Annotated in this window: 23 protein-coding genes; 9 read left to right on the top strand and 14 right to left on the bottom strand. The window is 64.9% G+C overall.

What is annotated here, in order from left to right:
• Positions 1 to 52: 52 nt before the first annotated feature.
• Positions 53 to 1,600: a signal recognition particle protein gene (ffh, locus tag L6639_RS09950; protein WP_237861188.1), complete on the bottom strand. Its 1,548-nt coding sequence runs from the start codon at positions 1,598 to 1,600 to the stop codon at positions 53 to 55.
• Between the two features lie 315 nt (positions 1,601 to 1,915).
• Here ffh and L6639_RS09955 point away from each other — a divergent pair, with 315 nt between their 5' ends.
• Entirely contained in the window at positions 1,916 to 2,917 is a 1,002-nt protein-coding gene (locus tag L6639_RS09955) for an MBL fold metallo-hydrolase (RefSeq protein ID WP_377803211.1), read from the top strand.
• Between the two features lie 93 nt (positions 2,918 to 3,010).
• Here the strand turns inward: L6639_RS09955 and L6639_RS09960 are convergent, their stop codons facing one another.
• Both L6639_RS09960 and L6639_RS09965 read right to left on the bottom strand, forming a co-directional pair.
• Positions 3,011 to 3,718, bottom strand: coding sequence for an SIMPL domain-containing protein (locus L6639_RS09960; protein ID WP_237861189.1), 708 nt, complete (start codon positions 3,716 to 3,718; stop codon positions 3,011 to 3,013).
• A 5-nt stretch (positions 3,719 to 3,723) separates the two neighbouring features.
• Positions 3,724 to 4,485 (bottom strand): GyrI-like domain-containing protein, encoded by a 762-nt coding sequence (locus tag L6639_RS09965; protein ID WP_237861190.1) that lies wholly within the window; start codon positions 4,483 to 4,485, stop codon positions 3,724 to 3,726.
• A 221-nt stretch (positions 4,486 to 4,706) separates the two neighbouring features.
• On the opposite strand from L6639_RS09965, the gene dapF reads away from it, so the two are divergent.
• Together dapF and mtaB are read left to right on the top strand one after the other, a co-directional pair.
• The gene (dapF, locus tag L6639_RS09970; RefSeq protein WP_237861191.1) at positions 4,707 to 5,582 is read left to right on the top strand and encodes a diaminopimelate epimerase; all 876 of its coding nucleotides are present in this window, start codon (positions 4,707 to 4,709) and stop codon (positions 5,580 to 5,582) included.
• Complete coding sequence (gene mtaB, locus L6639_RS09975) at positions 5,582 to 6,835, top strand: tRNA (N(6)-L-threonylcarbamoyladenosine(37)-C(2))-methylthiotransferase MtaB (protein WP_237861192.1); 1,254 nt, start codon at positions 5,582 to 5,584, stop codon at positions 6,833 to 6,835. Before dapF ends, mtaB begins: the two co-directional genes overlap by 1 nt.
• A 133-nt stretch (positions 6,836 to 6,968) precedes the next feature.
• On the opposite strand, the gene L6639_RS09980 is transcribed toward mtaB, so the two are convergent.
• Together L6639_RS09980 and L6639_RS09985 are read right to left on the bottom strand one after the other, a co-directional pair.
• Complete coding sequence (locus tag L6639_RS09980) at positions 6,969 to 8,078, bottom strand: DUF2336 domain-containing protein (protein ID WP_237861194.1); 1,110 nt, start codon at positions 8,076 to 8,078, stop codon at positions 6,969 to 6,971.
• A gap of 102 nt (positions 8,079 to 8,180) precedes the next feature.
• Entirely contained in the window at positions 8,181 to 8,882 is a 702-nt protein-coding gene (locus tag L6639_RS09985) for an RluA family pseudouridine synthase (protein ID WP_237861195.1), read from the bottom strand.
• A 60-nt stretch (positions 8,883 to 8,942) separates the two neighbouring features.
• Here L6639_RS09985 and ftsY point away from each other — a divergent pair, with 60 nt between their 5' ends.
• From ftsY to L6639_RS10000, 3 genes are all read left to right on the top strand, one after another.
• Complete coding sequence (gene ftsY, locus L6639_RS09990; RefSeq protein ID WP_237861196.1) at positions 8,943 to 9,890, top strand: signal recognition particle-docking protein FtsY; 948 nt, start codon at positions 8,943 to 8,945, stop codon at positions 9,888 to 9,890.
• Between the two features lie 3 nt (positions 9,891 to 9,893).
• Positions 9,894 to 10,496, top strand: coding sequence for a septation protein A (locus L6639_RS09995; RefSeq protein ID WP_237861197.1), 603 nt, complete (start codon positions 9,894 to 9,896; stop codon positions 10,494 to 10,496).
• Between the two features lie 205 nt (positions 10,497 to 10,701).
• On the top strand, positions 10,702 to 11,883 hold the full coding sequence (locus L6639_RS10000) for a hypothetical protein (RefSeq protein WP_237861198.1): 1,182 nt from the start codon (positions 10,702 to 10,704) through the stop codon (positions 11,881 to 11,883).
• Between the two features lie 42 nt (positions 11,884 to 11,925).
• Here the strand turns inward: L6639_RS10000 and L6639_RS10005 are convergent, their stop codons facing one another.
• The 5 genes from L6639_RS10005 to ccmA form a co-directional block, all read right to left on the bottom strand.
• Positions 11,926 to 12,519, bottom strand: coding sequence for a DsbE family thiol:disulfide interchange protein (locus L6639_RS10005; RefSeq protein ID WP_237861199.1), 594 nt, complete (start codon positions 12,517 to 12,519; stop codon positions 11,926 to 11,928).
• Positions 12,516 to 12,713: a heme exporter protein CcmD gene (gene ccmD, locus L6639_RS10010; protein ID WP_237861200.1), complete on the bottom strand. Its 198-nt coding sequence runs from the start codon at positions 12,711 to 12,713 to the stop codon at positions 12,516 to 12,518. Before ccmD ends, L6639_RS10005 begins: the two co-directional genes overlap by 4 nt.
• Positions 12,710 to 13,495 (bottom strand): heme ABC transporter permease, encoded by a 786-nt coding sequence (locus L6639_RS10015; RefSeq protein ID WP_237861202.1) that lies wholly within the window; start codon positions 13,493 to 13,495, stop codon positions 12,710 to 12,712. Before L6639_RS10015 ends, ccmD begins: the two co-directional genes overlap by 4 nt.
• 88 nt (positions 13,496 to 13,583) lie before the next feature.
• Positions 13,584 to 14,252 (bottom strand): heme exporter protein CcmB, encoded by a 669-nt coding sequence (ccmB, locus tag L6639_RS10020; RefSeq protein ID WP_237861203.1) that lies wholly within the window; start codon positions 14,250 to 14,252, stop codon positions 13,584 to 13,586.
• A gap of 277 nt (positions 14,253 to 14,529) precedes the next feature.
• Positions 14,530 to 15,132 carry a heme ABC exporter ATP-binding protein CcmA gene (gene ccmA / locus L6639_RS10025; RefSeq protein ID WP_237861204.1) on the bottom strand — a complete coding sequence of 201 codons (603 nt, stop codon included), beginning with the start codon at positions 15,130 to 15,132 and terminating at the stop codon, positions 14,530 to 14,532.
• A gap of 240 nt (positions 15,133 to 15,372) precedes the next feature.
• On the opposite strand from ccmA, the gene acnA reads away from it, so the two are divergent.
• The 3 genes from acnA (at position 15,373) to L6639_RS10040 (ending at position 20,150) form a co-directional block, all read left to right on the top strand.
• A complete protein-coding gene (acnA, locus tag L6639_RS10030) occupies positions 15,373 to 18,093 on the top strand; it encodes an aconitate hydratase AcnA (RefSeq protein WP_237861205.1) in 2,721 nt (906 codons plus the stop codon).
• 323 nt (positions 18,094 to 18,416) lie between these two features.
• Positions 18,417 to 19,196, top strand: a complete 780-nt coding sequence (locus L6639_RS10035) for a DUF1223 domain-containing protein (protein WP_237861318.1) — start codon at positions 18,417 to 18,419, stop codon at positions 19,194 to 19,196.
• A 582-nt stretch (positions 19,197 to 19,778) separates the two neighbouring features.
• Positions 19,779 to 20,150 (top strand): DUF2794 domain-containing protein, encoded by a 372-nt coding sequence (locus L6639_RS10040; protein WP_237861206.1) that lies wholly within the window; start codon positions 19,779 to 19,781, stop codon positions 20,148 to 20,150.
• Positions 20,151 to 20,273: 123 nt separating this feature from the next.
• Here the strand turns inward: L6639_RS10040 and L6639_RS10045 are convergent, their stop codons facing one another.
• The 4 genes from L6639_RS10045 to L6639_RS10060 all read right to left on the bottom strand — a co-directional run bounded on the left by L6639_RS10045 (position 20,274) and on the right by L6639_RS10060 (position 25,379).
• On the bottom strand, positions 20,274 to 20,804 hold the full coding sequence (locus L6639_RS10045) for a GNAT family N-acetyltransferase (RefSeq protein ID WP_237861207.1): 531 nt from the start codon (positions 20,802 to 20,804) through the stop codon (positions 20,274 to 20,276).
• A 212-nt stretch (positions 20,805 to 21,016) separates the two neighbouring features.
• On the bottom strand, positions 21,017 to 21,808 hold the full coding sequence (locus tag L6639_RS10050; protein ID WP_234684314.1) for a Bax inhibitor-1/YccA family protein: 792 nt from the start codon (positions 21,806 to 21,808) through the stop codon (positions 21,017 to 21,019).
• A 281-nt stretch (positions 21,809 to 22,089) separates the two neighbouring features.
• On the bottom strand, positions 22,090 to 24,660 hold the full coding sequence (locus tag L6639_RS10055) for an ABC transporter permease (protein ID WP_237861208.1): 2,571 nt from the start codon (positions 24,658 to 24,660) through the stop codon (positions 22,090 to 22,092).
• Complete coding sequence (locus L6639_RS10060) at positions 24,657 to 25,379, bottom strand: ABC transporter ATP-binding protein (RefSeq protein WP_237861210.1); 723 nt, start codon at positions 25,377 to 25,379, stop codon at positions 24,657 to 24,659. The genes L6639_RS10055 and L6639_RS10060 overlap by 4 nt, the downstream gene beginning before the upstream one ends.
• Positions 25,380 to 25,383 lie beyond the last annotated feature (4 nt).

The raw sequence follows: 25,383 nt of genomic DNA on the forward strand, positions 1-25,383 counted from the left end.
GATTGGTATTCCGCGTTGCGCGAGACCGGAGCGATCCCTCGCGACGAATTCCTCATTTCTTCTTGCCCGGGAAACCGCCGAGACCCGGCAGCGTCGGCTTGCCGCTCAGCCCGGTCAGTCCGGGCAGGTTCGGCAGGCCGGTGCGAAGACCCGGCGGCAAATCCTTCGGCAGGCTGGGCAGACCCTGTCCGCCGCCACTCTGCATCTTCTCCTGCAGCGCCTTCATCTCCTCCGGAGACGGCATCTTCATGCCGCCGCCAAAGCCCATCGCCTGCGCGATGCCGGCGAGCGGTCCGCGCTTGCCCGAGCCCATCGCCTTCATCACGTCGGCCATGTTCCGGTGCATCTTCAGGAGCTTGTTGACCTGCTCGACGCTCTGGCCGCTGCCTGCAGCGATGCGCTTCTTGCGGCTCGCTTTCAGCAGATCCGGATGACGGCGCTCGTCGCGCGTCATGGAATCGATCACCGCGACTTGGCGTTTCAAGATCTTGTCGTCGATGCCGGCGGCCGCGATCTGGTTCTTCATCTTGGCGATGCCGGGCATCATGCCCATCAGGCCGCTGATGCCGCCCATATTCGCCATCTGCAGCAGCTGCTCGCGCATGTCGTTGAGGTCGAACTGACCCTTGCGCATACGCTCGGCAGTGCGCGCAGCCTTCTCGGCGTCGATATTGGCGGCGGCGCGCTCGACCAGTGACACGACGTCACCCATGCCGAGGATGCGGCCGGCGATACGATCAGGATGGAAATCTTCCAGCGCGTCGGTCTTTTCACCGGTACCGATCAGCTTGATCGGCTTGCCGGTGACCGCGCGCATCGACAGCGCAGCGCCGCCGCGGCCGTCGCCGTCGACGCGCGTCAGAACGATGCCGGTGAGGCCGACGCGCTGGTCGAACGCGCGCGCGAGATTCACGGCGTCCTGGCCGGTGAGGCTGTCCGCGACCAGCAGCACCTCATGCGGATTGGCAGCGGCTTTGATCGCGGCGGCTTCCGCCATCATCTCTTCGTCGAGCGTGGTGCGGCCGGCGGTGTCGAGCAGCACGATGTCGTAGCCGCCGAGCTTGCCGGCTTCCAGCGCGCGCTTCGCAATCTGCGGCGGTTGCTGTCCCGCCACGATCGGCAGGGTCGGAATGTCGAGGTCGCGGCCTAACACCGCGAGCTGCTCCATCGCCGCCGGGCGATAGACGTCGAGCGAGGCCATCAGCACCTTGCGCTTGTCGCGCTGGACCAGGCGGCGGGCGAGCTTTGCGGTGGTGGTGGTCTTACCGGAGCCTTGCAGGCCGACCATCATGATCGGCACCGGCGGCACGGAATTGACGTCGATGGTCTGGCTTTCGGCGCCGAGCGTGTTGATCAGCTCGTCATGGACGATCTTGACCACCATCTGGCCTGGTGTGACCGACTTGACGACGGTGGCGCCGATCGCCTGCTCGCGGACGCGTTCGGTGAAGCTGCGCACGACTTCGAGCGCAACGTCGGCCTCGAGCAGCGCGCGGCGCACCTCGCGCATCGCGGCGTCGACGTCCTTTTCGGTCAGCGCACCGCGCCCCGTCAGACGATCGAGAATGCCACCAAGCCGTTCCGACAGATTGTCGAACAATGCAATTGTCCCTTGTCCTGCTCGCCAGAATGGCGACCTTCCAAACACCTTTGCGCCCGAGGGCGCATCGCGCTGTCGGGCGTTGACCTCTGGCCTCCGGGGCCAGTCGGCGGGTCGAAAAGAAAGCCTTTCCGAGAAAGTGGCGGGGTTAAACGCCGCTCACGCCCAAAAGTCAAGGAAAGTTAGGGTGCTGGGACGCCATTGCCAGGCCAAGGCCTTGAAATCAGGCACTTTCCGCCGACGGGTTCCTTTTTCGTCAAGCCCGCCCATATAGCCGGTGATGTCTTACCGCCGCAACCAGCCCTGAGCCCCGCCGTGCCGATCACCCGCCGCCGCCTGAAAACCTATGACGGCCCCGTCTCCGACCATTTCAACGGTCTGCATTTCTTCGATCCCGACGGCGCGCCGCCAAAGCCACTCCGCGAGGTGCTGCGCTGGCAGTTCAGCGGTCGGCGGGAGCGGGCCAAATGGCCCGATTGGGCCCCGAGCCCTCATGTCGACACGCCGCCGGAGCGGGTCGATGGCGGCAAGGTGCGGCTCTCCTTCGTTGGCCATGCGAGCTGGCTGATCCAGGCCGGCGGCCTCAACATTCTCGTCGATCCGGTCTGGTCCTCGCGGGTCTCGCCGGTCGGCTTTGCCGGGCCGAAGCGGCACAATGATCCCGGCATCGCCTTCGAGAAGCTGCCGAAGGTCGATGTCGTGCTGGTCTCGCACGGCCATTACGATCATCTCGACATGGCGACGCTATCGCGGCTTGCCAAGAATTTTGCGCCGCGCGTGGTCACGCCGCTCGGTAATGACGTGACGATGCGCGGCGCCGATTCCACCATCAAGGTGGAGGCCTTCGACTGGCACGATCGCGTCGAGCTCGGCGGCGGCGTTGCGGCGCATCTGGTGCCGACACGGCACTGGACCGCGCGCGGCATGTTCGATCGCAACAAGGCGCTGTGGGCGAGCTTTGTGCTGGAGACGCCGGCCGGAAAAATCTACGTGGTCTGCGATTCCGGCTATGGCGATGGCCGGCATTTTCGTCGCGTCGCCGAGAAGCACGGGCCGCTGCGCCTCGCGATCCTTCCCATCGGCGCCTACGAGCCGCGCTGGTTCATGCGCGACCAGCACATGAATCCGGAAGATGCGGTGAAGGCGCTGGGTGATTGCGGCGCCGAGCAGGCGCTCGGGCATCATCACGGCACGTTCCAACTGACCGACGAGGCGATCGATGCGCCTGCGAAGGCGCTGGTGGAAGCGCTCGATGCGGCGAATATTCCGCAGGAGCGGTTCGTGGCGATGAAGCCGGGGCAGGTCGTGGAGATTTAGCGCCCGCTCTCGCAACACATTGATCTCGTCGTCCCGGCGTTCGCCGGGACGACACTATTGCTGTAGCGACAGTGTGCCTCTTGCGAAGCTCTCTTATTGCTCTTTCGGCTTGATCGCCCAGGTCACATTCACCGTCACCGACAGCGTTTCCTCGCCAGGTGCTACCGCGGCGGGCGCGGCCATCGGGGCTGCGGCCATGCGGCCCTTGAACAGCGGCATCGGAGCGCCGCCTTCGGAGACGCTGAGCGGCGCACCCAGCGTGACGCCGGTGGCCTTGGCGTAGATCTCGGCCTTGCGGCGGGCATCGGCGACCGCCTGCTCGCGCGCATCGTCGAGCAGCTTGGAGGCCTGCGTCACCTCGAACGAGATGTTGCCGATGTCGTTCGCGCCGGCGCTGACCAGCGTGTCGATGACGCCGGCGACCTTGGTCACGTCGCGAATTTTCACGGTGACGCGGTTGGAGGCGCGGAAGCCGACCACGGGATTAGCGCCGGTTGAGCGGTTCGGCGCATATTGCGGCTGCAGCGACAGGCGCGAGGTCTGGTAGTCCTTCTCGGGGATTCCCGCGCCCTTCAGCGCCAGCAGCACCTTGCCCATCGCCGCGTTGTTGGCATCGGACGCTTCCTTCGCCGACTTGGCATCGTTGGCGACGCCGGCATCGATCTGCGCAAGGTCAGGTGCTGCCGAGACCGTCGCCTCGCCGCTCACCGAGATGGCGGACGGGAAATCATCGGCGAGCGCGGGCATCGTGGCAGCGACGATTGCGGCCAGGGAAACAACAAGCGCGGCAGGTTTTTTCATCGGTCTCACTTCAGCGGTACGAACACATTGATCACGAGCTTGTCCTCTGCCGTCTTGAGCGGATCGGTGAGGTACTCCTCGATGAACGTGTCCTTGGCTTCCAGCTTCTTGTCGTCGAGGTGATTGGTGATCGCCTCATAGGTGTTGTCCATGTTGTCGTAGGAGCCGCGATGGACGAATTTCAGCGCCTTGCCTTCGGGCGATTTGCCGATGCTCATGTCCTTGGGCAGGTTCTTCGGATCCTGGTCGACAGGGATTTCGGCGAAGAAGGTGAAGCCGGTGTCATCAGTCGAGGTGTAGACGATTATCGCGTTGCCGGCGTGCTTGATGCCCTGCTTGTCGAGCAGCGCGTTCAGCGCCTTGAAGGCGTCGACCAGGGTGTCGAAGGCCGAGTCCCAATTGGCGGTGCCCTTGACCATCAAGACTTTCCTGGACTCGAGCGTGGTCTCCAGGCCGAAGGGGTCGGCGGTCTGAACCGGGGCCGGCGTGGCGGCCGCAGCGGGCGGCGGTGTTGCAGGGCTCGGTGAGGCGCTGGCTGCGGGAGAGGGCGATGCCGCTGGCGCGGGCGAGGCACTGGCAGCCGGCGACGGCGTTGCTTCGGGCGAAGCGCTGGCGGCCGGAGAGGGTGAGGCCGACGGGGCCGGCGAGGGGCTTGCCGAGGCCGCAGGCGCCGGGCTCGGGGTCTGCGCGAGGGCGCCTGATAGCCCAAGCGACAAGGCCGCTGCCGGGATCAGCGCGGCCAGAGCAAGACGACGAAACCCAATCATTCTATTCTCCCCAAGGTCTTCCGTATCAAGGCCTTAACAACGAAGGCCAAAATCCGGTCGCGCATCCCCCGTCGCGCGAACTTTCGCCGTTCTAACACGCGAGCGCCAAATTCGTCCCATGACAGATGCGTCATGGCAGACGCTCCGGCCCTGCGGAGCGCAAATCACTGGCCAGAGGGCTAAGGATCGCCATATAAGACGGGCGAAATTCGGGAATTTTCATGAGCGCGCTCGCCAACCACGCATTTGCCAAGATGAACGGCATCGGCAACGAGATCGTCGTTGTCGACATGCGCGATTCTGCGGGCCGCATCACGCCCGATGACGCCCGCGCGGTGGCGTCCGCGCAGGGCGGCGTGCCCTATGATCAGCTCATGGTGCTGCAGAAGCCCCGGCTCGACGGCACCGAGGCCTTCATCAGCATCTACAACAGTGACGGCTCCGAAGCTGGCGCCTGCGGCAACGGCATGCGCTGCGTAGTCCGTCGCATCTTCGAGAAGAGCGGGCAGACCACGGTGACCTTCCAGACCGCGGCTGGCCTGCTCAATGCCTGGCAGGGCCCGGCGCCTGATCTCTACACCGTCGACATGGGCGCGCCGAAGTTCGGCTGGCAGGACATTCCGCTGGCGGAGGAGTTTCGCGACACCCGCTACATCGAATTGCAGATCGGACCGATCGACAATCCGATCCTGCATTCGCCGTCCGTGGTCAGCATGGGCAATCCGCACGCGATCTTCTGGGTCGACGACGTCAACGCCTATGATCTCGAGCGCTTCGGCCCGCTGTTGGAAAATCATCCGATCTTCCCCGATCGCGCCAACATCACGCTCGCCCATATCGTCGATCGCGAGCACATCACGATGCGCACCTGGGAGCGCGGCGCCGGCCTGACGAGGGCGTGCGGCTCGGCCGCCTGTGCGACTGCAGTCGCTGCGGCGCGGCTGAAGCGCACCGAGCGCAAGGTCGAGATGGCGTTGCCCGGCGGCAAGCTCGGCATCGAATGGCGTGAGCGCGACGACCACGTGTTGATGACGGGCACCGCGACCTTCGAATATGAAGGCAAGTTCGATCCGGCGCTGTTCGCGCCGGTGGGCTAATGGCCGTCGACATCGTCACCTTCGGCTGCCGCCTCAACGCGTTCGAGGCCGAGGTGATCCGCCGCGAAGCGGAGGGCGCGGGGCTTTCCGACACCATCGTCATCAACAGCTGCGCCGTCACCAATGAGGCGGTGGCGCAGGCACGCCAGTCGATTCGCAGGCTGAAACGCGAGCGGCCGGACGCGCGCATCGTCGTCACCGGCTGCGCGGCGCAGACGCAAAGCGCGATGTTCGCCGAGATGGCCGAGGTCGACCGCGTCGTCGGCAACGACGACAAGATGCGCAGCGAAGCGTGGCGTGCAGCGCGCGACGCCTTCGATCTCGGTGCCGGCGAGAAGGTCGCGGTCAGCGATATCATGGCCGTGAAGGACATGGCGCCGCATCTGATCGATGGCTATGCGAGCGGTCTGCCACGGGTGTTCGTGCAGGTGCAGAACGGTTGCGACCATCGCTGCACCTTCTGCATCATCCCCTATGGCCGCGGCAATTCGCGCTCGGTGCCGATGGGCGCGGTGGTCGATCAGGTGCGTACGCTGGTCGAGCGCGGTCATGCCGAGATCGTGCTGACCGGCGTCGATCTCACCAGCTATGGCGCTGATCTCCCGGGCGCGCCGAAGCTCGGCATGTTGACGAAGCAGATCTTGCGGCACGTGCCGGAGCTGAAGCGGTTGCGCATCTCCTCGATCGATTCGATCGAGGCGGATGCCGATCTGCTCGATGCCATCGCCGATGATGCCAGGCTGATGCCGCATCTGCATCTGTCGCTCCAGTCAGGCGACGACATGATCTTGAAGCGCATGAAGCGGCGGCACTTGCGCAGCGATGCGATCGCGTTCTGCGATCAGGTCCGCCGCTTGCGGCCGGATGTCGCGTTCGGCGCCGACATCATCGCGGGCTTCCCGACCGAGACGGACGAGATGTTTGCGCGCTCGCTCGATCTGGTCGAGGAATGCGGCCTGACGTTCCTGCACGTCTTCCCCTATTCGCCACGCCCCGGCACGCCGGCTGCGAAGATGCCGCAGGTTGCGGGGCCCGCCATCAAGGAACGCGCGAAGCGGTTGCGGGTAGCGGGTGACGCTGCACTACGGCAGCGGCTGCAAGCCGAGATCGGCGCAACGCGCGAGGTGCTGATCGAGAGCGAAGGGCAGGGGCGGACGGAGCACTATCTACCGGTGGCGATTGCGGGCGAGCGTGTGGGGAGCGTTGTATCGCTGAGGATTGCTGGCAATGATGGCGAGCGGCTGACCACGTAATCCGCTGTCGTCGCCCGGCTTGACCGGGCGACCCAGTACGCTGCGGCTTCTCCGTAGCTCACTGCCGTCTCCGGAATGCTGGATCCCCCGCTTTCGCGGGGGATGACACCGTCAGTTTGGTGAAAAGCGAGTCCTACGACGCCCGCACCTGCCAGAAGCGCAGCGTGCGCCGCGCGTTCTCCGCCGTCATGCGCGCAAAATTGCTCTTCGCCCTCGCCAGGTCCGCCGGCTTCATCGCGCCGGTCGCAAAACGGCTTTCGAGCACGGCGATCGTTGTTTCCCAGCTGAGCTGCGCTGCCTTGCACGGCACCAGCAGGCCGTCTTCGCGCAGGCTCTGCATCAGCGGACGGATCACTTCGACGGTCGATCCCGACAGCGCCGCCAGCGCGGCCACGGTCTCTTCGTAGCGCGGGTGTCGCGCGAAGTTGAGCAGCGTCGCCTCGTTGAGCTGGCCGGACGCCTTGAGATTTCCGACCGCCCGCTTGGCGCCCTCGAAATCGCGCACGCCCGACATCTCGCGCTCGACGCCGACGGTGACGGCGGCGATCGCATTCTGGATCTCCTCGAACAGATCGGGCGGTGCGCGTGACAGCAGGCGTGTGCGAACGGCGTCGGTTGCGGAACGCAGCAATCGCCGACGCAGGTCCGACGGCAGGTCGACGCGGATGCCGATGCTCACCGCGAGCTCGGGATCGAGCTCGGCCTGTCCGACGATAACAGTGAATCCCTTTCCGGACATGCGCGCGCCTGGATTGGCGGCGAGGCGCCGGCTGACGCTCGGATAGCGGCGCGCCAGCAACGCGTCGGTGACGATCTCCTTCAGCCACCAGCGGCCGGCGACCGCGAGCAGATGCGGCTCGCTTTTGCTGGAGGCGATCTTCAGCAGTTCACCGTCGTCGAGGCGCGCGGATTCCTGGAGCACGGGACCGGCGATGCGGATCTCGTCATTGTTGGCGAGGCGGCGGATCACCGAGGGCGGCGCCTGCGCGATCGGCGCGAGCTGGGCGCTGATTTCGGCGAGCGCAATGCGCGCTGCCACATCGGCGATGGCGCGCAGCTCGATGGTGCCGATCAGGCGCTCGAGCACGTCATCGAACAGCGCGATCTGCTCGTCGTTGAAGCTTCCGGCAGAGGAGAGAAACAGGTCGGTGACGCGCCGGGCGGTCTCCAGGCCCTTTTCCGCCGAGCCGGTCCGGATCGCGGATTCGACCTCGTCGATGATCGATAGCTGGGCCGTGGACATGACGCGTTGCTCGTCCTGAGCGGATGGGGGGCTTGTTCTAAGCAACCGCTATCATTGGCGACGAGCACTGAACGTTTCGTAAACCTTGCCTCTTCGAGGCCGCTATTCCCCGTTCCAGCCGCAGGCGCGGAGCTTCTCATGCATGTGGGGCGGGGCTGGCGCGACGACGCGGACCGGCTCCTTGTTCCGGGAGATCGGCACCACGATCTCGCGGGAATGCAGATGCAGCTTCGGCTCGCCGAAGCGCGGGCCGTTGCCGTAAATGTTATCGCCGAAGATCGGCCAGCCGGTCGCGGACGAATGCACCCGCAATTGATGGGTCCGGCCCGTCACCGGTTCCATGGCCAGCCACGTGAAGCCGTCGCCCCGGCCCATCACCTTCCAATTGGTGACGGCCTTCTGACCCTCGGGGTCGGGCTTCTGCCACCAGCCGCGCTCGGCATTGAGCCGGCCGAGCGGCATATCGATGGTGCCTTCATCCTCGGCAGGGCCGCCCTCAACCACGGTCCAGTAAGTCTTGCCGATCTTGCCGTGCTTGAAGAGAAGGCCGAGGGAGGCGGTCGCCTTGCGATGGCGGCCGAGCACCAGGCAGCCGGAGGTGTCCTTGTCCAGGCGGTGGGCCAGCACCGGCGGCCGCGGCAGGCCGAACCGAAGGGCGTCGAAGGAGTCCTCCAGATTGGGGCCACCCTTGGGGCCGCGATGCACCGGCAGCCCGGCCGGCTTGTTGATGACCAGCATCAAGCCGTCGCGGTGGAGCACGCGGCCCAGGATCTCCTCGGTGGTCAATTCGGGAACATCGAGCAATTGCAGGACTTTCGGACAAGACTTTCGTTTAACGGCGGGAACGGCTAACACACCCCCGCCATGAACGATACCACGTCAGATCCCCCCAAGCTGAGCTGGTGGCGCCGCCTGTCCAACGGGCTGAAGCGCACCTCGTCCTCGCTCGGGACCGCGGTCGCCGATCTCGTCACCAAGCGCAAGCTCGACCGCGCCATGCTCGACGACATCGAGGACGTGTTGCTGCGCGCCGACCTCGGCACGTCAGTTGCGGTACGGATTGCGGACGCCGTCGGCACCGGTCGCTATGACAAGGCGATTTCGGCCGACGAGGTCAAGGACGTCGTCGCGACCGAGGTCGAGAAGGTGCTGGCGCCGGTGGCGAAGCCGCTCGAGATCGATGCGGCCAGGAAGCCGTTCGTCGTCCTCGTGGTCGGCGTCAACGGCTCCGGCAAGACCACGACCATCGGAAAACTCTCGCAAAAGTTTGCCTCCGAAGGCCGCAAGGTGATGCTCGCCGCAGGCGACACGTTTCGCGCCGCCGCGATCGAGCAGCTCAAGGTCTGGGGCGAGCGGACCAAGACGCCCGTCATTGCGGGCGCGCAGGGCTCGGACTCGGCGAGCCTCGCCTTCAACGCGCTGACCGCTGCCAAAGAGCAGAACATCGACGTGCTGCTGATCGATACCGCCGGCCGCTTGCAGAACAAGGCCGAGCTGATGAACGAACTCGAGAAGGTCGTGCGCGTCATTCGCAAGGTGGACGCGTCAGCGCCGCACGCGGTGCTCCTCGTGCTAGATGCCACCGTCGGCCAGAACGCGCTGTCGCAGGTCGAGGCCTTCCATCGCACCGCCGGGGTCACGGGTCTCGTGATGACCAAGCTCGACGGCACCGCGCGCGGCGGCATTCTGGTGGCGCTGGCGGAGAAATTCAAACTGCCGGTGCATTTCATCGGCGTCGGCGAAGGCGTCGACGATCTCGCGCCGTTCACCGCGCGCGATTTCGCCCGCGCCATTGCCGGAATCGAAAGCTAGAGTATGGACAAGACCCAGCCGCATCCGCTGTTCAAGCTTGCGACCGAGCTCGGTCCGCTGCTCGTGTTCTTCTTCGTCAATGCGAAGTTCAATCTGTTCGCTGCGACCGGCGCCTTCATGGTCGCGATCGTGGCGGCGATGGCAGCGTCCTATGTGGTGACGCGCCACGTCCCGATCATGGCGATCGTCACAGGCGTGATCGTGCTGGTGTTCGGCACGCTGACCCTGGTGCTGCACGACGAGACCTTCATCAAGGTCAAGCCGACCATCATCTACGGCCTGTTCGCCGCGATCCTCGGCGGCGGCCTGTTGTTCGGCCGCTCCTTCATCGCCGTGATGTTCGACCAGATGTTCAACCTGACCCCGCAAGGGTGGCGCATCCTCACCCTGCGCTGGGCGCTGTTCTTTGCCGGCATGGCCGTGCTGAACGAGATCGTCTGGCGCACCCAGAGCACGGACTTCTGGGTGAACTTCAAGGTGTTCGGCGTCACGCCCATCACCATGATCTTCGCCATCGCCCAGATGCCGCTGACCAAGCGCTACGGGATCGAGCCGGTGTCGCTGGAGACCAGCGAGGCCGAGGCGGGGGACGTGAGGAAGGGCTGACGCCGGTTCCGGCCCTGCGGTTCCCGGCCGCGACCAGGCATATTCACCCTGGCGTGCGTTTCGTGCGCTCTGTCGATCGGTTTCTTCACCGCTCCGTAACTGCAAGCTGAGATTGTTCAGCGCTTTACCTTGCCTGAAAGGTCGCAGGCGATAGCCTTTCTCCTCATCCAATCCGCGGATTGAGCCCGTACGCGGAGGCCCGGTGGTGAGCGCAAAACAGGACCACACCGCTGAACACCTGATCCAGTACCTCCGGCAACTCGCACCGCAGGTCCGGCGCCGCCTGCTTGCCGAACTGGAACGGCTACATCTCCTCGGCGAGGACATTCCGCATTCCGAACCGTTGATCGCGGCGCTTCGCGCCGAGTTTCGCAACACGGGCCAGAATCATTATCGGGTCGGAAATCCCTCACGCTACTTCTTCGAGCCGCTCGAGCCGGTCCTGGTGGACAGGGCGCCGGAGCGGGCCAATAGCGGCCAGATCGCCCGTGGGTCGCTGGCACCGATCTGGAGCCTTGTGACGGAGCAATTGCTGCGCAGCATGGCCGCCGACTACATCGCCAACGCGACCGATGTCATCTCGGCCGACAGGCAGCACGAGGCGCGGCAGCTGGCCCAAGCGTTCCAGAAGAAGGTCCTGATCTCTCTCAACGGCCTGCTTGGTTCTGCCGAGGGTGCTGCCGGCATTCGCGACGGGCTGATGGCCTATACCAGCTCGCATGCGACGTTCGACGACCTCAAGAAGATGCTGCGCTACCTCGACATGCAACGGGAGCTCGAGGATTTCGGCCGGGCACTCCCTCCGAAGATTGCGCGGCTCGAGGGCGCCAGTCTCGACAAGGTCCTTGGCCTCTTGACCGCGCTCAAGGCCAGGCATGCCGATGCCGTGCCGTTCGCGCTCACGATCGTCGCAAAGCGTCTGGAAACCCCTTGGGAGCTATTGTCTATCGCGACCGTTCCGGCTGACGACCGGGCTGCGGCGCGGATCGCGGCATCTCCCTTTGCGATTGCCGTATCGATGGTGATCGATCAGATCGAGGAGAAGCACCTCCTCTTGCTCTTCGCGCTCAGGAACAGCCGCCCGACGCGGGCCAAGGAAATTGTTAGTGAGATCTACCGGATCGAGGAGGCGCTGAGGACCGAGATCGAGCTTAGGGGATCCGAATGGGCCCAGCACCTGGATGAGCTGATGACGGCGGTCCAGGCCGCCGTCGATGCGGAGATCAGTACCATTCCTGGCGATCACCGGCATCTGACGCACATTCTGGAATCGCCGCGGTTGCGTCCGGACCATTCCTTCGGCCACAAGGTCGGCCATATGTTCGAGAAGGGCTGGGATGTCGTGGCCGGCCTGCTTGCGGGCGACACGGACCAATCGTCGCGATGACTTGGTGAGCTCAGCCCGCGGAGGAGCTCATCGGCGAGATCGTCAGCTTCCGGCTTTGAGTGCCTTGTCGAGTTGCGGCAACAGCACGGCTTTGAGATTGTCCGGCGTGATCGGGCCGACCAGCTTGTAGACGATGGTGCCTTCAGGGCCGACCACAAAAGTCTCCGGTACGCCATAGACGCCCCACTCGATCGAGGCGCGGCCATTGGCGTCGGCACCGACGCGGCCGAACGGATTGCCGTAGCGGCCGAGGAAACGGCGGGCGTTGTCGGGTGTATCCTTGTAGTTGATGCCGACGAGCTGGAAGCGCTTGTCTTTGGCAAGTTCGCTCAGGAGCGGCGCCTCATCATGACAGGGCACGCACCAGGAGGCCCAGACATTGACGAGACTGACCTTGCCCTTGAATGCGGAAGGGTCGAAGCCCGGCACCTGGACATTGTCGGCCTGCAATCCCTCCAGTGGCGGCAGCGTGGTCTGCGGCGCGGGATGGCCGATCAGCGCGGAGGGAATCCGCGAGGGATCGCCGCTGCCGAGCCGAAACCAGAACAGCACGGCGAGTCCGATAAAGGCAAGCAGCGGCAGCACCATCAGGAAGGTGCGGCGCTGCGGCGGCGCGGAAGTGGTTTGATCGCTCATATCGTTGTCTTTGGTGTGTCCACAGCACTGCGACCCGAGCGGCGCGTGACGCCGCTACGCTCGAGCTCGCGCAGCCGCGCCGTCTGGTTGCGGTAGTCGATGATGACCCAACCGATCAGGAGCGCGACCACGATGGCGGCGGCGGCATAGGACGTCACGATGAAGGACGCGTAGGGGCCAAGCGATATCGTCATGCCACCCCTTTCGACGCGCTTTCCTGGCGCGAAGCGGTCCCCACATCGCTCGAAAACGCGACGCGGCTCGCCTGCATCATCTGCAAGGAGCGCACGCGCCGGCGCAAAATCTCGTTGCGCATGGCCGCGATGTGCAGCGTCACGAACAGCAGCGTGAACGCGATCGCCATCACCAGGAGCGGAATCAGGAACGATTTGTCGAGCGTCGAGCCGCCCATGCGCATCACCGAGGCCGGCTGGTGCAGCGTGTTCCACCAGTCGACGGAGAATTTGATGATCGGGAGATTGAGCGCGCCGACCAGCGTCAGCACGGCGGCGGCACGCGCTGCGCGCGAGGGATCTTCTACCGCGCGCCACAGCGCCATCAGGCCGAGATACATCAGGAACAGGATCAGCACCGAAGTCAGCCGCGCATCCCACTCCCAATAGGTGCCCCACATCGGCCGGCCCCACAGCGAGCCCGTGAGCAGCGCAAGGAAGGTGAAGCTGGCGCCGATCGGAGCTGCGGCTTTCGCCGCGACGTCGGCGAGCGGATGCCGCCACACCAGCGTGCCGAGCGAAGCCACGCTCATCACGCCCCAGACGAACATCGACAGCCACGCATTGGGCACGTGGATGAACATGATCTTCACGGTCGCGCCCTGCTGATAATCGTCGGGCGCGTATGCGGATTGATAGAGGCCGATCGTGAGCAGGATGATGGTCGCGGCCACAAGCCACGGCAGCACCCGCGCCGAAAGCGCGAGGAACCTGGTGGGGTTGGCGAGGTCGATCAGCGACATGGTATTCTGATAATCACAGGTGGACGCTCACGCAATCAGCATGAAAGCGCGCAGCGAAAGTTGATCGGGGTCAAGCGACCGGCTCATTTCAATCCAGTCCATGTTTCAGGCTCGCCGCCGCCGCGAACGGGCCGATCACGAGGCTGACCAGCGACAGCGCGCAGAGGATCGAGAACGGCGCGCCGAACGACAACGGCCCCGTGATTGCGGCCTGCGAGGCCGCGACCCCGAAGATCAGCACGGGAATCGACAGCGGCAGCACCAGCACGGCCATCAGCAGCCCGCCCCGATGCAGCGTCACCGCCAACGCCGCGCCGATCATGCCGGTGAAGGTCAGGGCTGGCGTGCCGGCCAGCAGCGTCAGCGCCACCGCGCCGGTCGCGACCATGTCGAGGTTGAGAAGCAGGCCCAGCACCGGGGTTGCGACAATCAGCGGCAGGCCCGCGGCCAGCCAATGCGCCAGCGCCTTGGCGGCGCAGGCGAGTTCCAGCGGCGTCCGGCTCATCGTGATCAGGTCGAGCGAGCCGTCCTCATGGTCGGCCATGAACAGCCGGTCCAGCGTCAGCAGGCTCGCCAGCAGCGCGCCGAGCCACAGGATCGCCGGTCCCAGCCGCGACAGCAGCGCCAGGTCCGGCCCCACCGCGAAGGGCATCAGGACGACGACGGTCAGGAAGAACAGCACGCCGATCAACGCCCCGCCGCCGACGCGGAGGGCGATCTTGATGTCCCGGCGGATCAGGGCGGCGAGGGCGGTCATGGGTGACCTCCGGTGGCGAGGCGGTCATGTGAGCCCGGCTCGCGCCGCAGGCAAACTGCGCTCCCTCCCCCCTTGTGGTGGAGGGTAGGGGAGAGGGGTAGCCCAGGAAATGGCGTGCTTGGGAGCAGAGAAAAACTTCGATCGACCGAGAGAGTCCCCGTGTGACACCCCCCTCCCTGACCTCGAGAGCGAGCTTCGCTCGCCTCGGACCCCACAAGGGGGGAGGGAACGGAGAGAGCGGCGCCGGGCCGTTCGAAAAGCTGAGGGTCGCGCCACCTCATGCCGTCCCCCCGATCCGCAGCTCGCGCGTGTCGATCCCCAGCGGCGCATGGGTGGCGGCGACGATCATCCCGCCCCTTGCCAGATGCTCGCGCATCAGGCCGCCGAACATGTCCTGTCCGGCGACGTCCAGCGCATTGGTCGGCTCGTCCAGCAGCCAGACCGGCCGTCGGACCGTCAGCAGCCGGGCCAGCGACAGCCGGCGGCGCTGTCCCGCCGACAGGAAGCCCGCGGGCAGATCGGTGGCATGGTCGAGCCCGACGGTGGCGAGACTTTCCGCCGCGTCACAGCGCTCGCCGCCCAGAAATTCCGCCCAGAATGACAGATTTTCAGCCACGCTCAGCGCCGGTTTCAGGGCATCGCGATGGCCGAGATAGTGACACTGCTCGGGCAGCGTCATGTCGGCGTCGCCCCCGTCCAGTACGATCGTGCCGCCGGCCGGAATGAGCAGCCCCGCGATCAGCCTGAGCAGCGAGGTCTTGCCCGATCCGTTGCGGCCGACGACCGCCACGGCCTCGCCGGCAACAGCCTCGAAATCGAGCCCGGAAAACACCTCGCGGCCGCCGCGCACGCAAGTCACGCCGCGTCCGGCCAGCTGCATCTTGACTGGTACCAACCCGTTCACAGCCGGGCCTCAGGAAATCTTGGGGTAGCGCATCAGAATTTTTGGCTCGCGACTTGCTCGGTACTGTTGTGGCTGTGGCGGCGCGGTTAGAAAGCTTCTATAAGCCCGGAACTACTTGATGCAGCAACTCAACCTGCCCCTGCAAGCGATCCAGCCTGCTACGCTGACGGTGTTAAAATACCCTGCCGGGTATGTCTAACAATTGGGATTTCCTACATGACCTCGCTCGACAGCTTCAAATGCAAAAAGACCCTCAAGGTCGGCGCCAAGACCTATGTCTATTACAGCCTGCCCACGGCCGAGAAGAATGGTTTGAAGGGAATTTCGAAACTCCCCTATTCGATGAAGGTGCTGCTCGAGAACCTGCTCCGCAACGAGGACGGCCGCTCGGTCAAGAAAGAGGACATCGTCGCCGTCTCGAAGTGGCTGCGCAAGAAGTCGCTGGAGCATGAGATTGCCTTCCGCCCGGCCCGTGTGCTGATGCAGGATTTCACGGGCGTTCCGGCCGTGGTCGACCTGGCCGCCATGCGCAACGCCATGCAGAAGCTCGGCGGTGATGCCGAGAAGATCAATCCGCTGGTGCCGGTCGACCTCGTCATCGACCACTCCGTGATCGTGAATTTCTTCGGCGACAACAAGGCCTTCGCCAAGAACGTCACCGAAGAGTACAAGCAGAACCAGGAGCGTTACGAGTTCCTGAAATGGGGCCAGAAGGCGTTTTCGAACTTCTCGGTCGTGCCGCCCGGCACCGGCATCTGCCACCAGGTCAATCTCGAATATCTCTCCCAGACGGTGTGGACCAAGAAGGAGAAGATGACGGTCGGCAAGAAGACCGGCACCTTCGAGGTCGCCTATCCTGACTCGCTCGTCGGCACCGACTCCCACACCACCATGGTCAATGGTCTCGCCGTGCTCGGCTGGGGCGTCGGCGGCATCGAGGCGGAAGCCTGCATGCTCGGCCAGCCGCTGTCGATGCTGCTGCCCAACGTCGTCGGCTTCAAGCTGAAGGGTGCGATGAAGGAAGGCGTCACCGCGACCGACCTCGTGCTGACGGTCACGCAGATGCTGCGCAAGCTCGGCGTCGTCGGCAAGTTCGTCGAGTTCTTCGGCCCTGGCCTCGACAATCTTTCCGTTGCCGACAAGGCGACGATCGCCAACATGGCGCCGGAATATGGCGCGACCTGCGGCTTCTTCCCTGTTGACGCCGCTGCGATCGACTACCTCAAAACCTCCGGCCGTGCGGCACCACGCGTTGCGCTGGTGCAGGCCTATGCCAAGGCGCAAGGGCTGTTCCGTACCGCCAAGTCGGCCGATCCGGTGTTCACGGAAACGCTGACGCTAGACCTCGCCGAAGTGGTGCCGTCGATGGCCGGCCCGAAGCGTCCCGAAGGCCGCATCGCGCTGCCGTCGGTCGCCGAAGGTTTCTCGCTCGCGCTCGGCACCGAGTACAAGAAGGCCGACGAGCCCAACAAGCGCTTCGCCGTCGAGGGCAAGGACTACGAGATCGGTCACGGCGACGTCGTCATCGCCGCCATCACCTCCTGCACCAACACCTCGAACCCGAGCGTGCTGATCGGTGCCGGCCTTTTGGCGCGTAACGCCGCTGCGAAGGGCCTCAAGGCCAAGCCGTGGGTGAAGACCTCGCTGGCTCCGGGCAGTCAGGTCGTCGCCGGCTATCTCGCCGATTCCGGTCTGCAGAAGGATCTGGACAAGGTCGGCTTCAACCTGGTCGGCTTCGGCTGCACCACCTGCATCGGCAATTCCGGTCCGCTGCCGGAGGAGATCTCGAAGTCGATCAACGACAACGGCATCGTCGCCGCGGCGGTGCTGTCCGGTAACCGCAACTTCGAAGGCCGCGTCTCGCCAGACGTGCAGGCGAACTACCTGGCCTCGCCGCCGCTGGTCGTTGCCCACGCGCTCGCCGGCAGCGTCACCAAGAACCTCGCGGTCGAGCCGCTCGGCGAAGGCAAGGACGGCAAGCCGGTGTACCTGAAGGACATCTGGCCGACGACGAAGGAGATCAACGCCTTCATGAAGAAGTTCGTGACCGCGTCGATCTTCAAGAAGAAGTATGCCGACGTGTTCAAGGGCGACACCAACTGGCGCAAGATCAAGACGGTCGAGAGCGAGACCTATCGCTGGAACATGTCGTCGACCTATGTGCAGAACCCGCCCTATTTCGAAGGCATGAAGAAGCAGCCGGAGCCGGTCACCGATATCGTCGAGGCGCGCATCCTCGCCATGTTCGGCGACAAGATCACCACCGACCACATCTCGCCGGCCGGTTCGATCAAGCTCACCTCGCCCGCCGGAAAATATCTCAGCGAGCACCAGGTGCGTCCGGCCGACTTCAACCAGTACGGCACGCGTCGCGGCAACCACGAAGTGATGATGCGCGGCACCTTCGCCAACATCCGCATCAAGAACTTCATGCTGAAGGGCGCGGACGGAAACATCCCTGAGGGCGGTCTGACCAAGCACTGGCCCGACGGCGAGCAGATGTCGATCTACGACGCCGCGATGAAGTACCAGCAGGAGCAGGTGCCGCTCGTCGTGTTCGCCGGCGCTGAATACGGCAACGGCTCCTCGCGCGACTGGGCAGCGAAGGGCACGCGCCTGCTCGGCGTTCGCGCCGTGATCTGCCAGAGCTTCGAGCGCATCCATCGCTCCAACCTGGTCGGCATGGGCGTGTTGCCGCTGACCTTCGAGGAAGGCACCTCCTGGTCGTCGCTTGGCCTGAAGGGCGACGAGAAGGTCACGCTGCGGGGCCTGGTCGGCGATCTCAAGCCGCGCCAGAAGCTGACCGCGGAGATCGTGTCCGGCAATGGTTCGTTGCAGCGCGTTTCGCTGCTCTGCCGCATCGATACGCTGGATGAGCTCGATTACTACCGGAATGGCGGCATTCTGCACTATGTGCTGCGCAAGCTCGCGGCCTAGAGCATGATCCGGACCCGCAGGGCCGCGTTAGCGCAAAGTGTGCAGCGGTTTTCCGGAAAGATCATGCTCCGACAACAAACTAAAGTGCGCTCGGCGCACTTTAGCGCGCGAATTTGTGAACGGTGGCTCACCGCGACGTGAGTAGAAGGTTAAACGAAGGCGGCCTATCACAAGGCCGCCTTCGTACGTTTTGCGGTATGTTTCAGATGGGCCCGTCCGGCAGAATCCTGTGCTGGACGGTTGAATGTACCGCGCCCGTAAGACTACGGTGATCATCAGGCGATAAGATCTTCCCCCAACGAGCGACGTGTGTGACCTTCAACATGACTGGCATGATGGCTTCCAATTTCGTTTCGCGGTGGTCCGGAGCATTCTGGTCGGGAGCACTCGGCATCTGCGCCATCGTCGCCGTCATCCGTCCGGCCCAGGCCGATCCCCGCGCCGTGGTCGAGCTCTTCACCTCCCAGGGCTGCTCCTCCTGCCCGCCTGCCGACAAGGTCATCGGCGATCTCGCCAAGGATCCCTCGATCATCGCGCTGAGCATGCCGATCGATTATTGGGACTATCTCGGCTGGAAGGATACGCTGGCGGATTCACGTTTCTCGGCGCGGCAGCGCGCCTATTCGCGTATGCGTGGTGACCGCGAAGTCTATACGCCGCAAGTGGTGGTCAACGGCGCCGCGCACGTCATCGGCAGCGACCGCTCCGGCATCGAAAACGCGATCGACAAGACCGACGCGGGCACCGGCGTCATGAGCGTGCCGGTGACGATGTCGCTCGCGGGGAAGCAGATCAATGTGTCCGTCGCGGCGAGCAAGGAGCCGACGGTCTCGCATGGCGAGGTCTGGATCTGCTCGATCGTGAAATCGGTGCCGATCGAGATCAGTCGCGGTGAGAACCGCGGGCAGCAGATCACCTACCACAATGTCGTACGCAATTTGCTCAAGGTCGGCGACTGGCACGGACATCCGGAAAGCTGGACGGTACCGATCGAGAATTTGACGTCGCGCGATGGCGTCGACGGCGCGGTGGTCTACGTCCAGGACGGCAGCCGCGAGAAGCCTGGCCCAATGCTCGGCGCGGCGTACACGTCGCTGCACTGAAGCGCGCGTCAGATCTCTCTGAAAAATTAGTCGTTGTCATTCCGGGGCGCGCGAAGCGCGAGCTATGGTGTGCAATTGCGCACCTGAGAATCCATTTCTCATCGCGATGATTGGATCGATGGATTCCGGGTTCGCGCCAAGCGGCGCGCCCCGGAATGACGGGAGGCAGACACATCCCACCACAAACAAAAAAGGACCAACTCGCGTTGGCCCTCCTTGTCGCGCGTACAGACCCGATCCTGTTCGACCCCGGGGGGCTGGGGGCTGAGGAATCCGGAACCGAAAGGACCGGGTCAACGCACGCGAGTCTTTTCGCAATGCAGGGCGGCAGGCGGTGGGCGGAAAAGCGGCGATCCTGTGATTCCTGCTAACGATCCCGTGACGGTTTGCCGCTGAGAAGTTCCACCGTTGCGTGTGTCATGATTCGCTGGCCGTTGGCGAGGTGAACCCCGGTCCGCATGGGGCTTGCAAGAGGCCCTTGCGGCGGGGAACAGTTGGCGCGATCATGCAGATGTCATGATCCGCGGCTCCGGGGACGGTCTTCGCGGACGTGGATCATGCTGAGCGATGAGGAGGCGCCCCATGAGCTTGACGTCGGAGGATGCCGATCCGAGCGAGCAGCGCGCAGTGGCGCGCCCTGCCGCTGCGAATGCCCAACCCGGCCGGGTGACGTTCAACCGGCTCGAGCTGCACCGAATTCTCAATCTCTATGGCCGCATGGTCGCCGACGGCGAGTGGCGCGACTATGCCATCGACTTCCTGAAAGACCGCGCGGTGTTCTCGGTCTATCGCCGCGCCTCCGAAGTGCCGATCTACCGCATCGAGAAAGATCCGCGGCTCGCGCGCAAGCAGGGCATGTACAGCGTGATCTCCGCGACCGGCCTGATCCTGCGCCGCGGCCACGAGCTCGAGCGCGTGCTGTTGGTGATCGATCGGAAGCTGGCGGTGGTCTAACTACACGATCGCTGCCGTAGGGTCAGCAAAGGCGTTCTTGCGCCGGCCCACGAACCTTCTCTATCGCCACAGACCGTGGGCACGCTACGCTTTGCCCACCGAGAGACTTCGCGCGCCCCGGACCTACTTCCCCGGCACCGTCTTCGCGCCCTCGCCGAGATCGCGCTGCATCATCACCGTATCCAGCCAGCGGCCAAACTTCAGGCCGACATTGGGATGCGTGCCGATCATCTTGAAGCCGCCTCTGGTGTGCACGCCGATCGAGCCGGCATTGGCGGAATCGCCGATCACGGCGATCATCTGGCGGAAGCCGCGCGCCTCGCATTCGCTGATCAGCCGCTCCAGCAGCTTTGAGCCGATGCCGCGGCGGTGGAAGCTGGGATCCAGATAGATCGAGTTCTCGACCGTGAAGCGATAGGCCGGACGCGGCCGATAGGCGCCGGCATAGGCGTAGCCGGCCACGCGACCGTCGAGGATGGCCACGAAATAGGGATAGCCGCCGTCGACCAGCGTGCGATAGCGGCGCGTCATCTCGGCGAGGTCAGGCGGCTCCAGCTCGAACGTCGCGGTGCCCTCGCGGACGGCCTGCTGGTAGATGGCGGTGATGGCGGGGAGGTCGGCCTCGATCGTCGGCCTGATTTCGGGTGCGGACATGGGGCAAGATTAGAGCGTCCTCCCGGCGGCTGGAAGAGGCAACGCTGCTGCCACACCCATCATTGCGAGCGCAGCGAAGCAATCCAGAAATGCATCCGCGGAGGGACTGTGGATTGCTTCGCTGCGCTCGCTACGATGAGGAGTGGCCACGGGCAAACAAAAACCCCGGCCTTGCGGCCGGGGTTCGTGTCCGTTCCCTCGACGTCTTGCGCTTAGTCGCGCTGGCCGAGGAGCTGCAGCAGCAGCGTGAACAGGTTGATGAAGTTCAAGTAGAGCGACAGTGCGCCCGAGATCGCCGCACGCTCTGCGATGTCACCGCCGGCCGAAGCGTAGCCGTAGATGTAGTCGTTCTTCAGCCGCTGGGTATCCCAGGCGGTGAGGCCCGCGAACACCAGCACGCCGACCACCGACACGATGAACTGCAGCGCGGTGCTGGCCAGGAACAGGTTCACCAGGCTCGCGATGATGATGCCGATCAGGCCCATGAACAGGAACGAGCCCATGCCGCTCATGTCACGCTTGGTGGTGTAGCCGTAGAGGCTCAGCGCGCCGAAGGTCGCCGCGGTGATGAAGAACACCCGCACGATCGAGGTGTGCGTGTACACCAGAAAGATAGAGGACAGCGAGATGCCCATCAGCGCCGAGAACACCCAGAACAGGATCTGGGCGGTCGAGGGAGCCAGACGGTTGATGCCGGCCGAGATCACGAACACCATGGCGAGCGGCGCCAGCATGAACAGATATTTCAGCGGGCTCACGAACATCGCGTAGCCGAACGGCGTCAGGAACAGCTTGCCGACGCGGACGGCTTCCGGGGTCGGAACGTCAGTCACGGCAGCCATGTAGACACCGAGCGCGGCGAGGCCGGTGATGGCCAGGCCGATGCTCATGTAATTGTAGATGCGCAGCATATAGGCGCGCAGACCGGCGTCGACCGTCGCGGCGTCAACACGCCCGGCGGCCCTACCGAAAGGAGAAGCGTAATTGCGGTCTAGGTCCGACATGGTCGAATTCCCGTTGGTTGCCCGGTCCGGCACAGGGGTTGCCATGCCGCCGGTTCGTCAATTCTATCTCGGATACCGATGTCCGCCGACATTAATTTTGGCTAACAATCGGGACTCCGAACCCATCCGATATGTGGGAAACTAACACATTCGCTGCAACGGTCCACGCGCGGCCGAATGTCGCCCTTGCGGTGCAATCCTGACGTGAGCCTGACAAGCTGACGTGGTTAACCGCCGAAATCCCGTGATTCCGGTCCCGCGCGGCCAGCCGCTACTTTTTGTCACAAATTCCGCAACACTGTGGCGGGCTTTTTGTTCAACGCCAGCAGTGTTCCAGCAAGACCGAGCCCGACGGTGACGACGAGGGCGGCGGCCACCACGCCTGCCGCGCTTGCGGCCTGCCAGACGAAGGTCAATGTCATCAGCCGCGTCACGATCATCCAGGCCGCGATGCTGCCGGCGATCACGCCGAACACCGCGGTGGCAAGCCCGATCAGCAGATATTCGAGCGCATAGGCGCCGAGCAGCCGCAACCGCGTCGCGCCAAGGGTCTTCAGGATCACCGCATCGTAGACGCGGTGGCGATGGCCGGCGGCGAGTGCGCCGCCCAGCACCAGGATCGCGGAGATCAGCGTCACGGCGCTGGCGCCGCGGATCGCGAGCGCGAGGTTGGTCACGACCGCGCCGACCGTCTCCATCACCTCGCGCACGCGTACGCTCGTCACCATCGGGTAGGCGTCCGCAACCTGCTTGATGATCTTGCCGTCGCCGGTCGCATCGCCTGAGGCTTCGGTCAGCGTCGCGATGTGGGTGTGTGGCGCGCCCTTGAAGGCGTTCGGCGAGAACACCAGCACGAAATTGATGCCGAGACCTTGCCAGTCGATGGTGCGCAGATTGCCGATTTTCGCCGGGATGTCGCGGCCGAGCACGTTGACCACGATCTCGTCGCCGAGCTTGAGGTCGAGGCCGTCGGCGATCTTCTTCTCCATCGAGACCAGCGGCGGGCCGGAATAGTCCGCGCCCCACCATTCGCCCTCGACGATCTTGGAGCCCTTCGGCACCTCGCCGGTATAGGTCAGGCCGCGGTCGCTCTGCAGCACCCATTCGGAGTCCGTCGTGGGCTTGAGATCCTCGGCGCGGACGCCGCGGGCGGCGACAATGCGCCCGCGCAGCATCGGCACGTCCTCGACCTTGGCGCCCGGGGCGATCTGGCGCAGATAGTCGTCGAAGGGAGCGGCCTGCGTGCTCGGAATGTCGATGAAGTAGAACGACGGCGCGCGGTCGGGCAGCGCGGCCAAAAACTGCCGGCGCAGATTGCCGTCGATCTGGGTGATGGTGACGAGCACCGCGAGACCGAGGCCGAGCGACAGCACGACCGACGGCGTCAGCGCGCCCGGCCGGTGAATGTTGGCGATCGCCAGCCGCAGCATGGTGAAGCGCGTGCGCGGCAGTTTTCGCGCGATTGCCATCAGCAGCGCGGCGACGCCGCGCAGCACAGCGAACACGACGACGGAGGAGACCACGAACACCGCGGCGATGCGCTTGTCGAAGGACAGTCCGATCACGACGGCAACGAGCAGCGCGACGACGACGCCCATGAACACGAGATAGCCCATGCGCGGCCGGTGCCATTCGGCGGCGATGGTGTCGCGGAACAGCGCGGCCACCGGCACGTCGTGCACGCGTCCGAGCGGCCACAGGCCGAAGGCAAGCGCGGTCAAAAGGCCATAGACGAAGGACAGCGCGAGTTCGCCTTCATGCACGGCCGGCACCACCGGCAGGGGCAGCAGCTTTCCGAACAGGCCGACGATGGCGAACGGCATCGCTGCACCCAGCGCGAGGCCAATCACCGAGCCGATCGCGGCGAGCAGGATCACTTGCGCGAGATAGATGCCGAACACGTCACGCCCCGTTGCGCCGACGGCCTTGAAGGCCGCGATCACCTCGAGCCGGCGATCAATATGGCTCTTCACGGCGTTGGCGACGCCGACGCCGCCGACCAAGAGCGCGGCGAGGCCGACCAGCGTCAGGAACTGCGTGAAGCGGCTGATGTTGCGTTCCAGCTGCGGCGAGGCGTTGGAGCGGCTGCGCACTTCCCAGCCGGCCTGCGGCGCGGCGTTGCGCGCGTCCGCGATGAACGCCTCGGTGGCGCGGTCGCTGTTGGCGGCGTCAGGCAGTTTCACGCGGTAGACCCAGCGCACCAGGCTGCCGGGCTGGATCAGCCCGGTGGCACGCAGTGCGGCCTCGCTGATCAGGAAGCGCGGACCAAAGCCGATGCCGCCGGCAAGCTTGTCGGGCTCGGCCTCGACGGCGCTGCGGATCTGGAACGTGGCCGAGCCGATGGTGACGCGGTCGCCGATCTTGAGCGACAGCCGCGCCAGCAACGCCGGATCGGCGGCCGCGCCGAATGCGCCGTCCTTCTCCGCGAGCAGATCGCTCAGTGGCAGCGGCGGTGCCAGCGTCAACTGGCCGAGCATCGGATAGGTATCGTCGACCGCCTTCATCTCCACCAGCGCGAGCTTGCCCTCGGCCGAGCGCGCCATACCGCGCAGGGTGGAGGCGACGGAGACTGTACCGCGCGAACGCAGGAAGGCGACTTCTTCGGGTTTTGCCTCGCGCTGGAACAGCACGAACGACACGTCGCCGCCGAGCAGCGTGCGGCCTTCGCGCGCGAGGCCATCGCTCAGGCTCGCCGACACCGAGCCGACGCCGGCGATTGCCATCACGCCGAGCGCGATGCAGGCGATGAAGACGTAAAAGCCGCGCAGGCCGCCGCGCAATTCGCGCAAGGCATAGCGCAGCGCCAGCGCGACGCCGTTCGGCTTCGCAAACGGTTCGATCGCGACGCTCATGGTTTGGTCGTCTGCGTGTCGATGCGGCCCGAGCGCAGGCGGATCACGCGATCGCAGCGATGCGCCAGCGAGGAATCGTGCGTGACCAGCACCAGGGTCATGCCGCGCTCGGCATGCTTGGTGAAGAGCAGATCGACGATCTGCTTGCCCGTCGCCTCGTCGAGATTGCCGGTTGGCTCGTCCGCAACGAGGATGGCGGGATCGGGCGCCAGCGCGCGCGCAAGCGCCACGCGCTGCTGCTCGCCGCCGGAGAGCTGCGTCGGATAATGATGCAGGCGATCACCGAGCCCAACCGATTGCAGCTCTTCGGCCGCGCGCTTGTTGGCATCAGGGTTGCCGGCGAGCTCGAGCGGCACCGCGACGTTCTCCAGCGCCGTCATGGTCGGGATCAGATGGAAGGACTGGAAGACGATGCCGACCTGACGGCCGCGGAAGCGGGCCAGCGCGTCCTCGTCGAGGGCATTGAAAGGCGTGCCATTGACCACCACCTCTCCGCTATCAGGACGCTCCAGCCCCGCCATCACCATCAGCAGCGTGGATTTGCCCGAGCCTGACGGGCCGATCAGCCCGATCGTCTCCCCCGAGCCGACGCGCAAGCTGATATCCTTGAGGATGTGAACGCGTGCTGCCCCCGACCCCAATGAGAGATTGACGTTGGAGATGGCGATGGTGTCCGGCGTCGTGCCGGCGAGCGAAGAGGTTTCGATGCGACTGTCCATGGTC

It is taken from the genome of Bradyrhizobium zhengyangense, assembly GCF_022012555.1.
Lineage (GTDB): Bacteria > Pseudomonadota > Alphaproteobacteria > Rhizobiales > Xanthobacteraceae > Bradyrhizobium > Bradyrhizobium zhengyangense.

Excerpts from the sequence above, each read along its gene's own strand:
- L6639_RS09960 (WP_237861189.1), bottom strand. The coding sequence starts at position 3,718 with ATGAAAAAACCTGCCGCGCTTGTTGTTTCCCTGGCCGCAATCGTCGCT.
- L6639_RS09965 (WP_237861190.1), bottom strand. The coding sequence starts at position 4,485 with ATGATTGGGTTTCGTCGTCTTGCTCTGGCCGCGCTGATCCCGGCAGCG.
- dapF (WP_237861191.1), top strand. The coding sequence starts at position 4,707 with ATGAGCGCGCTCGCCAACCACGCATTTGCCAAGATGAACGGCATCGGC.
- mtaB (WP_237861192.1), top strand. The coding sequence starts at position 5,582 with ATGGCCGTCGACATCGTCACCTTCGGCTGCCGCCTCAACGCGTTCGAG.
- L6639_RS09980 (WP_237861194.1), bottom strand. The coding sequence starts at position 8,078 with ATGTCCACGGCCCAGCTATCGATCATCGACGAGGTCGAATCCGCGATC.
- ftsY (WP_237861196.1), top strand. The coding sequence starts at position 8,943 with ATGAACGATACCACGTCAGATCCCCCCAAGCTGAGCTGGTGGCGCCGC.
- L6639_RS09995 (WP_237861197.1), top strand. The coding sequence starts at position 9,894 with ATGGACAAGACCCAGCCGCATCCGCTGTTCAAGCTTGCGACCGAGCTC.
- L6639_RS10005 (WP_237861199.1), bottom strand. The coding sequence starts at position 12,519 with ATGAGCGATCAAACCACTTCCGCGCCGCCGCAGCGCCGCACCTTCCTG.
- ccmD (WP_237861200.1), bottom strand. The coding sequence starts at position 12,713 with ATGACGATATCGCTTGGCCCCTACGCGTCCTTCATCGTGACGTCCTAT.
- L6639_RS10015 (WP_237861202.1), bottom strand. The coding sequence starts at position 13,495 with ATGTCGCTGATCGACCTCGCCAACCCCACCAGGTTCCTCGCGCTTTCG.
- ccmB (WP_237861203.1), bottom strand. The coding sequence starts at position 14,252 with ATGACCGCCCTCGCCGCCCTGATCCGCCGGGACATCAAGATCGCCCTC.
- ccmA (WP_237861204.1), bottom strand. The coding sequence starts at position 15,132 with ATGCAGCTGGCCGGACGCGGCGTGACTTGCGTGCGCGGCGGCCGCGAG.
- acnA (WP_237861205.1), top strand. The coding sequence starts at position 15,373 with ATGACCTCGCTCGACAGCTTCAAATGCAAAAAGACCCTCAAGGTCGGC.
- L6639_RS10035 (WP_237861318.1), top strand. The coding sequence starts at position 18,417 with ATGACTGGCATGATGGCTTCCAATTTCGTTTCGCGGTGGTCCGGAGCA.
- L6639_RS10040 (WP_237861206.1), top strand. The coding sequence starts at position 19,779 with ATGAGCTTGACGTCGGAGGATGCCGATCCGAGCGAGCAGCGCGCAGTG.
- L6639_RS10045 (WP_237861207.1), bottom strand. The coding sequence starts at position 20,804 with ATGTCCGCACCCGAAATCAGGCCGACGATCGAGGCCGACCTCCCCGCC.
- L6639_RS10050 (WP_234684314.1), bottom strand. The coding sequence starts at position 21,808 with ATGTCGGACCTAGACCGCAATTACGCTTCTCCTTTCGGTAGGGCCGCC.
- L6639_RS10055 (WP_237861208.1), bottom strand. The coding sequence starts at position 24,660 with ATGAGCGTCGCGATCGAACCGTTTGCGAAGCCGAACGGCGTCGCGCTG.
- L6639_RS10060 (WP_237861210.1), bottom strand. The coding sequence starts at position 25,379 with ATGGACAGTCGCATCGAAACCTCTTCGCTCGCCGGCACGACGCCGGAC.